Annotated in this window: 13 protein-coding genes; 9 read left to right on the forward strand and 4 right to left on the reverse strand. The window is 69.9% G+C overall.

Translation table 11 applies throughout. The features are described 5' to 3' along the window. Nucleotides 1-221: 221 nt before the first annotated feature. The 3 genes from ABT170_RS10295 to ABT170_RS10305 all read left to right on the forward strand — a co-directional run bounded on the left by ABT170_RS10295 (nt 222) and on the right by ABT170_RS10305 (nt 2,404). Entirely contained in the window at nt 222-1,367 is a 1,146-nt protein-coding gene (locus ABT170_RS10295; protein ID WP_329942404.1) for a GAF domain-containing sensor histidine kinase, read from the forward strand. Beyond that, nucleotides 1,360-2,004 (forward strand): response regulator, encoded by a 645-nt coding sequence (locus ABT170_RS10300; RefSeq protein ID WP_329942405.1) that lies wholly within the window; start codon nt 1,360-1,362, stop codon nt 2,002-2,004. The genes ABT170_RS10295 and ABT170_RS10300 overlap by 8 nt, the downstream gene beginning before the upstream one ends. Nucleotides 2,005-2,152: 148 nt before the next feature. Further along, entirely contained in the window at nt 2,153-2,404 is a 252-nt protein-coding gene (locus tag ABT170_RS10305; protein ID WP_329942406.1) for a chaplin family protein, read from the forward strand. 165 nt (nt 2,405-2,569) lie between these two features. Here the strand turns inward: ABT170_RS10305 and ABT170_RS10310 are convergent, their stop codons facing one another. Beyond that, complete coding sequence (locus ABT170_RS10310; RefSeq protein ID WP_329942407.1) at nt 2,570-3,358, reverse strand: Rv1486c family protein; 789 nt, start codon at nt 3,356-3,358, stop codon at nt 2,570-2,572. 123 nt (nt 3,359-3,481) lie between these two features. Here ABT170_RS10310 and ABT170_RS10315 point away from each other — a divergent pair, with 123 nt between their 5' ends. From ABT170_RS10315 to ABT170_RS10330, 4 genes are all read left to right on the forward strand, one after another. Beyond that, entirely contained in the window at nt 3,482-4,279 is a 798-nt protein-coding gene (locus ABT170_RS10315) for an ABC transporter ATP-binding protein (protein ID WP_329942408.1), read from the forward strand. A gap of 122 nt (nt 4,280-4,401) precedes the next feature. Beyond that, complete coding sequence (locus tag ABT170_RS10320) at nt 4,402-4,830, forward strand: NfeD family protein (protein ID WP_329942409.1); 429 nt, start codon at nt 4,402-4,404, stop codon at nt 4,828-4,830. A gap of 150 nt (nt 4,831-4,980) precedes the next feature. Next, complete coding sequence (locus tag ABT170_RS10325; RefSeq protein ID WP_266929498.1) at nt 4,981-5,913, forward strand: SPFH domain-containing protein; 933 nt, start codon at nt 4,981-4,983, stop codon at nt 5,911-5,913. A gap of 107 nt (nt 5,914-6,020) precedes the next feature. Next, nucleotides 6,021-6,788, forward strand: coding sequence for a sulfite exporter TauE/SafE family protein (locus tag ABT170_RS10330; protein ID WP_329942410.1), 768 nt, complete (start codon nt 6,021-6,023; stop codon nt 6,786-6,788). A gap of 61 nt (nt 6,789-6,849) precedes the next feature. Here ABT170_RS10330 and ABT170_RS10335 read toward each other — a convergent pair whose 3' ends face one another. The 3 genes from ABT170_RS10335 to ABT170_RS10345 all read right to left on the reverse strand — a co-directional run bounded on the left by ABT170_RS10335 (nt 6,850) and on the right by ABT170_RS10345 (nt 8,886). Beyond that, complete coding sequence (locus ABT170_RS10335) at nt 6,850-7,356, reverse strand: HNH endonuclease (RefSeq protein ID WP_329942411.1); 507 nt, start codon at nt 7,354-7,356, stop codon at nt 6,850-6,852. A 146-nt stretch (nt 7,357-7,502) separates the two neighbouring features. Then, on the reverse strand, nt 7,503-8,030 hold the full coding sequence (locus ABT170_RS10340; RefSeq protein WP_329942412.1) for a YbhB/YbcL family Raf kinase inhibitor-like protein: 528 nt from the start codon (nt 8,028-8,030) through the stop codon (nt 7,503-7,505). Between the two features lie 73 nt (nt 8,031-8,103). Further along, a complete protein-coding gene (locus ABT170_RS10345; RefSeq protein ID WP_266929494.1) occupies nt 8,104-8,886 on the reverse strand; it encodes a sporulation protein in 783 nt (260 codons plus the stop codon). 66 nt (nt 8,887-8,952) lie between these two features. Between ABT170_RS10345 and ABT170_RS10350 the strand changes: the two genes are divergently transcribed. Both ABT170_RS10350 and ABT170_RS10355 read left to right on the forward strand, forming a co-directional pair. Then, the gene (locus tag ABT170_RS10350) at nt 8,953-9,159 is read left to right on the forward strand and encodes a DNA-3-methyladenine glycosylase (protein WP_502970497.1); all 207 of its coding nucleotides are present in this window, start codon (nt 8,953-8,955) and stop codon (nt 9,157-9,159) included. Beyond that, nucleotides 9,156-9,767 carry a DNA-3-methyladenine glycosylase gene (locus tag ABT170_RS10355; protein WP_351865722.1) on the forward strand — a complete coding sequence of 204 codons (612 nt, stop codon included), beginning with the start codon at nt 9,156-9,158 and terminating at the stop codon, nt 9,765-9,767. Before ABT170_RS10350 ends, ABT170_RS10355 begins: the two co-directional genes overlap by 4 nt. The last annotated feature ends 419 nt before the right edge of the window (nt 9,768-10,186 follow it).

Here is a 10,186-nt window from a genome sequence, read left to right on the forward strand (position 1 = left end):
GCCCCGTAATGCGCTGCCCGGCTGACCCCCGGCCGCTGCCCGGCTGACCCCCGGCGACCGGCCCCCACCCCCTGACCCGGGGGCGCCCGTCACCGGTTCCCGGTCCCCGGTCCTAGGGCTCGGGACCGAGGGCCGGCCGAGAAAAGTCCTGGTCCCCGCCTCTCCGCCCGGCCGTCCACAGCCCGATACGGCGCTCGGGCCCCGCCGGTACGGTGAGCCACATGAGCCATCGCCCGCCGTCCGCCCTCGCCGCGGTGAGTGCCGCGCTGCTCGCCATGAGCCGGCATCTCGAAATGCGTGACGTCCTCAAGACGATCGTCACGTCCGCCCGCGAACTGCTCGACGCCGAGTACGCGGCCCTGGGCGTTCCCGACGACCACGGCGGATTCGCCCAGTTCGTCGTCGACGGCATCACCGACGAGCAGTGGAAGGCCATCGGCCCGCTGCCCCGGCAGCACGGCATCCTCGCCGCGATGCTCCACGAGGCGAAGCCGGAGCGGCTCGCCGACGTACGCAAGGACCCCCGGTTCGGCGGCTGGCCCGACGCCCACCCCGATATGTCGGACTTCCTCGGCCTGCCCATCCAGGACGGCGACGAGATCATCGGCGCGCTCTACCTGGCCAACAAGAAGTGCCCCAAGCCCGAGGGCAGCTGCGGCTTCACCGCCGAGGACGAGGAACTGCTGGCGATGCTCGCCCAGCACGCGGCGATCGCCCTGACCAACGCCCGCCTGTACGAACGCAGCCGCGAGCTGACCATCGCCGAGGAGCGCTCACGGCTCGCCCATGAACTGCACGACGCGGTCAGCCAGAAGCTCTTCTCGCTCCGGCTCACCGCACAGGCCGCCGCCGCCCTCGTCGACCGCGACCCGGCCCGTGCCAAGGGCGAGCTCCAGCAGGTCGCCGCCCTCGCCGCGGAAGCCGTGGACGAGCTGCGCGCCGCCGTCGTCGAGCTGCGCCCCGCGGCGCTCGACGAGGACGGCCTGGTCGCCACCCTCCGTACGCAGATCCAGGTGCTGGACCGGGCCCACAGCGCGGCGGTCACGTTCGAGAGCGCCGGGGTGCGGGCTCTGCCCGCCGCCCAGGAGGAAGCGCTGCTGCGGGTCGCCCAGGAGGCTCTGCACAACGCCCTGCGCCACTCAGGCGCCGGGCGCGTCACCGTCACGCTGGTCCGGCGCGGACCCGCGGCGGTGCTGCGGATCACCGACGACGGCAGCGGGTTCGACGTCACGGCGGTCCGGCGGGCGGGCCGTCATCTCGGCCTCGTCTCGATGCGCCACCGGGCCAGCAGCGTCGGCGGAAAGCTCACCGTTGAATCGGTGCCCGGCAAGGGCACCACGATCGAGATGGAGGTACCCGGTGGGTGACAAGATCATCAGGGTGCTGCTGGTCGACGACCACCAGGTGGTCCGCCGCGGGCTGCGTACGTTCCTGGAGATCCAGGACGACATAGAGGTCGTCGGCGAGGCCGCCGACGGCGCCGAGGGGGTCGCCAGGACGGAGGAGCTCCGGCCCGATGTCGTGCTGATGGACATCAAGATGCCCGGCACCGACGGCATAGAGGCACTGCGCAAGCTCCGCGAGCTGGACAATCCCGCCAAGGTCCTCATCGTCACCAGCTTCACCGAGCAGCGCACGGTGGTCCCCGCCCTGCGCGCGGGAGCCTCCGGCTACGTGTACAAGGACGTCGACCCGGACGCCCTGGCCGGGGCCATCCGCTCCGTCCACGCGGGCCACGTCCTGCTCCAGCCGGAGGTCGCCGGGGCCCTGCTCGCCCAGGACGACGCGGGCGGCGGCACGGGCCGGGGAAGCACTCTCACCGAAAGGGAGCGGGAAGTGCTCGGCCTCATCGCCGACGGCCGCTCCAACCGCGAGATCGCGCGAGCCCTGGTCCTCTCCGAGAAGACCGTGAAGACACATGTGTCGAACATCCTGATGAAGCTCGACCTGGCGGACCGGACCCAGGCCGCGCTCTGGGCCGTACGCCATGGGGCGGCCGGCTGAGACGGGGCCGGGCGGAACGTTCCCGTCCAGGCTGAGATTCATACTGTCGGGTGTATGTCACTCACACGGCGTAACCCGTTGTGGTCTGGGGCGTTCTCCAGGGCGTGCTGCGGCCGGTCGGCCGCGGCGTTTCCAGGAGGAGCCTGAAGTGAAGAACCTGAAGAAGGCCGCAGCCGTCACCATGATCGCCGGCGGGATCATCGCCGCCGGTGCCGGTGCTGCCTCCGCGACCGGTCACAGCGGCGCGGACGCCCACGCCACCGCCGCCCACTCCCCGGGCGTGGGCAGCGGCAACGCGGTCCAGGTCCCGGTCCACGTCCCGGTGAACGTGGTCGGCAACACGGTCAACGTGATCGGCCTGCTCAACCCGGCGTTCGGCAACTTCGGCCTGAACCACTGACCGGCAACCACTGACCGACCCCGGTCCCGGAGAGCCGGACGTCCCCACCGAAGGGGCCGTCCGGCTCTCGCGTTCCGCCTCTCCTGTTCCGGCTCAAACCGTCCCCGTTCCGCCTCTCGCGTCCCGGCTCCCGCGTGGGTGGGAGTCCCCGGGGTACGGGGGGACCTACCCGCGCTTGCGCTCCGCGTCCTCCACATACGCGTTGTACGCCGCCACCTGCGCCCGCCGCGCCACCCGCTCCACCGGCCGGAGCGCCTCGCCCCGCGCCGCGATCTCGGACGCGCTCACCGCACCCCCGTGCCCGTTCTCGTACGCCACCGAGACCAGCAGCCCGACCCGCTGGGCCAGCTCCAGCACCCGCACCGCCCGCGGCGGATACCCGGGCGCCAGCACCTCGCGCCCCCGCTCGGCCCGCGCCCGGTACGCGTCCAGGGCGGCCTCCGCCACCGGCCCGGACCCGGCCACGTCCAGCCGCGACAGCACCGCCGTCGCGTCCCGCAGCGCCTCCGCGAGCTCCCGCTCCGCCTCACCCAGCGACGGCACATCGGCCGGCGGCGCCTCCCGCACCGGCAGCACGCGCCACACCACCTCGACGTGCCGGTCCCCGGCGGGCCCCGCCCCGCTCACCTCCGGCACCAGCCCGTACGGCACCCCGGACGTGACCACCGCCTCCTCGGCCTCCAGCGCCCGCGCGTTGAACTCCGGGGGCCCGCTCAGCCCCAGCGGATGCCCCGGCACCGGCAGGGCGACCCGGAATCCGGTCGCCCCCAGCCGCCGCAGCCGGCCGAGCGCCAGCGTGAGCCCGACCGGCCCCGCCTCACCCGGCAATCCCTCGACGCGGTGCACCGCGTCCTCCCCGACGATCGCGAGGGCGGCGTCGTCCGGCGATACGAGTCCGGCCAGAAGCGCGTTTCCCCAGGCGGCCAACAGCCCTGAGCGTGGTTCCGAAAGCATGGGAACAGCCTAGGGAACGGACCTCGCGCCTGAAGCACTCCGGCGGTGGCGTAGGTTTTCCCTGGGAGCTGTGCCCACAGGCACGCGACGATCTCAAGACTGCATGAGGGAGACAACGCGCTCATGAGCGATGTACTGGAGCTGGTGGACGTATCCGTGGTCCGCGACGGACGCGCTCTGGTGGACGACGTCTCCTGGTCGGTCAAGGAGGGGGAGCGCTGGGTCATCCTCGGCCCGAACGGCGCCGGCAAGACGACGCTCCTCAACATCGCGTCCAGTTACCTCTTCCCGAGCACCGGTACGGCCGCCGTCCTCGGCGAGCGGCTGGGCGGTGTCGGCACGGACGTCTTCGAGCTCCGCCCCCGGATCGGCATCGCGGGCGTGGCCATGGCCGACAAGCTGCCCAAGCGCCAGACCGTGCTGCAGACGGTGCTCACCGCCGCGTACGGGATGACCGCCACCTGGCACGAGAACTACGAGGCCGTCGACGAGGAGCGCGCCCGCGCCTTCCTCGACCGGCTCGGCATGACCGATTACCTGGACCGCAAGTTCGGCACCCTCTCCGAGGGCGAGCGCAAGCGCACCCTGATCGCCCGCGCGATGATGACCGACCCCGAGCTGCTCCTCCTGGACGAGCCCGCCGCCGGGCTCGACCTCGGCGGCCGCGAGGACCTGGTCCGCCGCCTCGGCCGGCTCGCCCGCGACCCGTACGCCCCGTCCATGATCATGGTCACCCACCATGTCGAGGAGATCGCGCCCGGCTTCACCCACGTCCTGATGATCCGGCAGGGCAAGGTGCTCGCGGCCGGCCCCATGGAGACCGAGCTCACCTCCCGCAACCTCTCCCTCTGCTTCGGCCTGCCGCTCGTCGTCGAGCACGTCGGCGACCGCTACACGGCACGCGGTCTGCCGCTCTCCTGAGACCGGTATCCGGCCACCGGGAGTCGGCCATCGGCCTTTCCCAGCACCCCAGTTGACGGATCGGGGCACTCCGACCGCCCGGCGCCCTGTCCGTGCGCGGCCGACAGTCCTACGATGACCATGTGGACATCGACGCGTGGGTGTGGTGGCTGATCGGCGCGGTGGGACTGGGCATCCCCCTCGTCCTGACCGCGATGCCCGAGTTCGGGATGTTCGCCGTCGGAGCGGTGGCGGCGGCGGTCGTCGCGGCCCTCGGCGGTGGCATCGTCGCCCAGGTGCTGGTCTTCGTCGTGGTCTCCGTGGCGCTCATCGCCGTGGTGCGCCCGATCGCCGCCAGACACCGCGCGGGCCAGGCCCAGTACGCCACGGGCATCGACGCCCTGAAAGGCCGTCAGGCCGTCGTCCTGGAACGGGTCGACGCCGGCGGCGGGCGCATCAAGCTCGGCGGTGAGATCTGGTCCGCCCGCACCCTGGACAGCGACCAGAGTTTCGAACCCGGCCAGCAGGTCGATGTCGTGGACATCGACGGAGCGACGGCCATCGTTATGTGACCGAACCCCGCACGCGGCGGGCCACGGTCTGCCAGACTCGAAGTCGATCATGTCGATCATCATGAGAACCGCGGTCACCGGACCCCGGCTCATGGAGAGTTCGGCACGGTCATCGCGATCCGTCGGCAACCGAAGGGCACGAGACACACGATGCAACCGATCATCATCGTCCTGATCATTCTGGTGGTGCTCGTCTTCATCGCCCTGATCAAGACGATCCAGGTCATCCCGCAGGCCAGCGCGGCCATCGTGGAGCGATTCGGGCGCTACACACGCACCCTCAACGCGGGCCTGAACATCGTCGTCCCGTTCATCGACTCCATCCGCAACCGGATCGACCTCCGAGAACAGGTCGTTCCGTTCCCGCCGCAGCCGGTGATCACCCAGGACAACCTGGTCGTCAACATCGACACCGTCATCTACTACCAGGTGACCGACGCGCGTGCGGCGACCTACGAAGTCGCCAGCTACATCCAGGCGATCGAGCAGCTCACCGTCACCACCCTGCGCAACATCATCGGCGGCATGGACCTGGAGCGGACCCTCACCTCCCGCGAGGAGATCAACGCGGCTCTCCGCGGCGTCCTCGACGAGGCCACCGGCAAGTGGGGCATCCGCGTCAACCGCGTCGAGCTCAAGGCGATCGAACCGCCCACCTCCATCCAGGACTCGATGGAGAAGCAGATGCGCGCCGACCGTGACAAGCGCGCCGCGATCCTCACCGCGGAAGGCATCAGGCAGTCCCAGATCCTCACCGCCGAAGGTGAGAAGCAGTCCGCGATCCTGCGCGCCGAGGGTGAGTCGAAGGCGGCGGCGCTGCGCGCCGAAGGTGAAGCACAGGCCATCCGTACGGTCTTCGAGTCCATCCACGCCGGGGACCCGGACCAGAAGCTCCTCTCGTACCAGTACCTCCAGATGCTCCCGAAGATCGCCGAGGGCGACGCCAACAAGCTCTGGATCGTGCCCAGCGAGATCGGGGACGCCCTCAAGGGCCTCAGCGGAGCCTTCGGCAACCTCGGCGGCGGAGTACCCGGCTTCGACACCACCGCCAAGGAACGCCGCGAGGAACCCCCGCTCGACTGACCGGAATCACCCCCGGCCCCCTGTCCGGACCGGACTTCGTGCATGATCAGTGAGGCCCCTCGACCTTCATGGCGGGGAGGCATCACTGACCATCGAAGGAGATGGCCTTGTCCATCTGGGAAATACTCGCGATCTTCGCGGCCGGTGTCGGCGCGGGCACGATCAACACGATCGTCGGCTCAGGCACCCTGATCACCTTCCCCGTGCTGCTCGCCACCGGCCTGCCGCCGGTCACGGCCACCGTCTCCAACGCCCTCGGTCTGATCCCCGGCTCCATCAGCGGGGCCATCGGCTACCGCAAGGAGCTCGCGGGACAGCGCCGTCGCGTCCTCAGGCTGAGCATCGGAGCCGCGATCGGCGGCCTCACCGGGGCGACCCTCCTGCTGGCCCTGCCCTCCACGGCGTTCGAGACGATCGTGCCGGTCCTGGTGGCCCTGGCCCTCGTCCTCGTCATCCTGCAGCCCCGCATCAGCAAGGCGGTCCAGCGCCGCCGCGAGCGGAGCGGAACACCGGCCCGCCCGGACGGCGGCCCGCTCCTGTTCACGGGCCTGATGCTCGCCAGCGTGTACGGCGGCTACTTCACCGCGGCCCAGGGGATCATCTATCTCTCCCTGATGGGCATGCTGCTCGACGACACCATGCAGCGTCTCAACGCGGTCAAGAACGTCCTGGCCGCCGTCGTGAACAGCATCGCCGCACTGTTCTTCCTCTTCGTCGCCGACTTCGACTGGACGGCCGTCCTCCTGATCGCCGTCGGCTCGGCCATCGGCGGGCAGATAGGGGCCAAGGTCGGCCGCCGCCTCAGCCCCACCGTGCTGCGCGTCCTGATCGTCGCGGTCGGCACGGTCGCCATCGTCCAGCTGGTGCTCCGCTGACATACGGAAGCCCGCCTCCCCACGGAGACGGGCTTCCGGTACGGCAAGAGGCGTACGCGGCTCACGCCGCCGAGCGGTCCAGCCACTCCGGCAGCGCCGAGCGGTCGCCGGCACCCATGGCCAGCAGCATCGCGTCGGCCGGCGTCGGCACGAAGGGCTGCCGCAGCAGTGGCATGTCCGCCTGCTCCGGTGTCCGGGCCGCCTTGCGGTGGTTGTCCTCGGCGCACGAGGCCACCGTGTTCAGCCAGGTGTCCTGACCCCCCTGGGCACGCGGCACCACATGGTCGACGGTGCTGGCCCGCCGCCCGCAGTACGCGCACCGGTGCTGGTCCCGTATCAGCACACCCCTCCTGGACCAGGGGGCATGTCTTCGGAACGGCACCCGTACGTACCGGCAGAGCCTGATCACCCGGGGCACCGGAATATCCACGGCGGCACCGCGCATACGGAGGCGGGGATGCGACTGCTCGACGACGGCCTTGTCGGTCAGGACCAGTACCACCGCACGGTTGAGAGTCACCGTCGACAGCGGCTCGAAGCTCGCGTTGAGAACCAGCGTGTCACGCATTCCGCCCACCTCCCGTGTGCCGCCCGCCCCCTGGCAGGCCCGGATCAACTCTGGCTGGGCGGGCCGCGATGGACAACGCAATAAAAAATGCCCTGCCCTGGTCTCTCCAAGACCAGGGCAGGGCAAACAACGGAAGAACTCATCGCTTACGGGCCCGTGTACTCACCGATCAGCTGAGCACGGCCGAGCGTGTGGAACCGCAGATTGAATCCGGCCACCGCCGGAGAGACATCGCTGTCGATGCCGAGCTTCTCCGTGTCCACCGCGTACACGGTGAACACATAGCGGTGGTTCTCCCCGGCCGGTGGCGCGGCACCGCCGAACTCCTTCGCCCCGTAGTCATTACGGGCCTGGACGGCACCCGGCGGCAGGCCCTCGAACGACCCGCTGCCCGCCCCGGCCGGCAGTTCCGTGACGGACGCCGGGATGTCGAAGACCACCCAGTGCCAGAAACCGCTGCCCGTGGGGGCGTCCGGGTCGAAGCACGTCACGGCGAAACTCCGGGTCTCCGCCGGGAAACCCTCCCACCGCAGCCGCGGCGAGGTGTTCCCCGCCGCGAGCACCTGCGCGTCCGCCAGCACGGCTCCCGGAGCGAGGTCCTCGCTCACCACGGTGAACGGGGGGACCTCGGGATGGAAGTCGTGGGGCAGCGGCGCCCTCTTCGGGTCGGTCACGTCAGCACCTCTCCTGATCGGCAAATCTGCTGTCGGCAGGTCTCCCCGACGACCCTAGTTCGCCGGGAGGGCGCTAGAGCCAGTTGCGCTGCCCTCCGACCTGGGACAGCCACTGGTTCAGGTACGCGGCCCAGTCGGTCTGCTGGAATTCGGTCAGCGAGACCTTGAACGCCCGGTACGAGTCGCTGCCCTCACTGAAGAGCCCCGGCTTCTTGTCCATCTCCAGGATGACGTCCATCTCGCGGTCGTCGGAGACGAAGGTGAGCTCCACCTGGTTCAGGCCCCGGTACTGCTGCGGCGGGAAGAACTCGATCTCCTGGTAGAACGGCAGCCGCTGGCGCGTACCGCGGATGTGGCCACGCTCCATGTCCGCGCTGCGGAAGCCGAAGCCCAGCTGCCCGAAGGCGTCCAGGATGGCCTGCTGGGCGGGCAGCGGGTGCACATTGATCGGGTCGAGGTCACCGGAGTCCACCGCGCGGGCGATCTCCAGCTCGGTCGTCACCCCGATGTTCATGCCGTGCAGCTGCCGGCCGGCGAACATCGTGATCGGCGTCTCCCACGGAATCTCCAGGCCGAACGGCACCACATGCACGGCACCGGCCCGCACCTCGAAGGCACCGCCGAGGCTCAGCTTGGTGAACTCGATGTCCTGCTTGGTCTCCTGGTCGTTGCCCTCGACCTCGACCCGGGCCTGGAGACCGACGGAGAGCCCCTCGATCTGCTGGTCCACGGATCCGCCCTGGATCCGCACCTCGCCCTGAACGACCCCACCGGGGACGACGTTGGCCTCGGTGAGCTCGGTCTCCACCGAAGCACCACCGGCACCCATGCTCGCGAGCAGCCGCTTGAAGCCCATGTTCACTCCTTCTTGGTCCTGACCCCTACATACGCGCCACGACCGTAGTCGGTTCCCGGAACGACGATGCCAGTACCCTCGGGCGCCATGGACGAGGGCCTGGACCGTACGCCGCTGACGCGGGACTTCTCCGACCGATCCGTACTCGACGCCGCCCCCGACCTCCTGGGCCGCACGCTCGTCCGCCGCACGGCCCGCGACAGCGTGAAGCTCGGTCCGCCGGGTCACAGCTGTGTCCGCTTCACCTACGGCATGTCAAGGCAGTCAGCATGAACGTCGATCTCCTCGCCCGCCCTGCCGAAGAAGTCGCTCCCGAGCTGCTCGGGAGCGTGCTCACCCGTAAGACCCCGGAGGGCACCGTGAGCATCGCCATCACGGAGACCGAGGCGTACTCCGGCGCTGCCGACCCGGCCTCCCACGCATACCGAGGCCGGACACCCCGTAACGCGGTCATGTTCGGACCCGCGGGGCACCTGTACGTGTACCGGTCCCACGGCCTCCACTGGTGCGCCAACGTCGTCACCGGGACGGACGGCATCGCCTCGGCCGTCCTCATCCGGGCAGGCAGGGTCATCGAGGGGGAGGACCTGGCACGCGAGCGGCGAGGGGAGAGGGTCGAGAGCCCACGCCTGGCCCGAGGCCCGGGGAACCTCTGTCAGGCCCTCGGCATCACGGGAGAGCACAACGGCGCAGACCTCCTGACAGGTACCTCGGTCGTGCTGTCCGAGGGGGAGCCGGTACCCGCCGCGCTCATCCAGGTCGGTCCTCGGGTAGGTGTGAGCAAGGCCCACGACTGGCAGCACCGGTTCTGCCTCGCCGGTGATCCGACGGTTTCGGCGTACCGACTGAGCCCGAGAGCCAAGCCGCCCGCCGGATCCTGAGCCGACGCACGCCTCGCTCACGGGCCACCGGTACGTCGGGGCGGAAGCTGGGCCGGGTATCGACCGCGCGCTGAACGGCAATGACGTCGTCGCCGGCCGCCCCCCGCCGCCCAACTTGACGGCACTCCGGCGTACGCCTAATGTAGTCCGAGCCGCTTGAGACAGGCACTGCTGTCGGCACGGTCCATCGGACCGGATCGAGCACCTCGAAGCGGCCAAACCACTACCTACGAATCACCCTGACGGGTGCGAATTCGGCATGCCGTAATTCGTCCGGTCGACTCGATTATGAGTCGTCAAGGGAATCGGCTAAAGTAGTGGACACGCCGAAAGGCAAAGGCCATCCGCAGGCCGCTGGAATCGAATTCGGACCGGAAACGGAACGGAAAAGAGTCTGGTAAAGTCGGACTCGCCGGAAA

Origin of the sequence: Streptomyces sp. NPDC001787 (assembly GCF_040297465.1) — a bacterium.
Classification (GTDB): domain Bacteria; phylum Actinomycetota; class Actinomycetes; order Streptomycetales; family Streptomycetaceae; genus Streptomyces.

What these genes read in the sequence shown, in the direction of transcription:
- ABT170_RS10325 (WP_266929498.1), top strand. Translation starts at nt 4,981, where the DNA reads ATGCAACCGATCATCATCGTCCTGATCATTCTGGTGGTGCTCGTCTTC.
- ABT170_RS10310 (WP_329942407.1), bottom strand. Translation starts at nt 3,358, where the DNA reads ATGCTTTCGGAACCACGCTCAGGGCTGTTGGCCGCCTGGGGAAACGCG.
- ABT170_RS10315 (WP_329942408.1), top strand. Translation starts at nt 3,482, where the DNA reads ATGAGCGATGTACTGGAGCTGGTGGACGTATCCGTGGTCCGCGACGGA.
- ABT170_RS10355 (WP_351865722.1), top strand. Translation starts at nt 9,156, where the DNA reads ATGAACGTCGATCTCCTCGCCCGCCCTGCCGAAGAAGTCGCTCCCGAG.
- ABT170_RS10335 (WP_329942411.1), bottom strand. Translation starts at nt 7,356, where the DNA reads ATGCGTGACACGCTGGTTCTCAACGCGAGCTTCGAGCCGCTGTCGACG.
- ABT170_RS10295 (WP_329942404.1), top strand. Translation starts at nt 222, where the DNA reads ATGAGCCATCGCCCGCCGTCCGCCCTCGCCGCGGTGAGTGCCGCGCTG.
- ABT170_RS10345 (WP_266929494.1), bottom strand. Translation starts at nt 8,886, where the DNA reads ATGGGCTTCAAGCGGCTGCTCGCGAGCATGGGTGCCGGTGGTGCTTCG.
- ABT170_RS10350 (WP_502970497.1), top strand. Translation starts at nt 8,953, where the DNA reads ATGCCAGTACCCTCGGGCGCCATGGACGAGGGCCTGGACCGTACGCCG.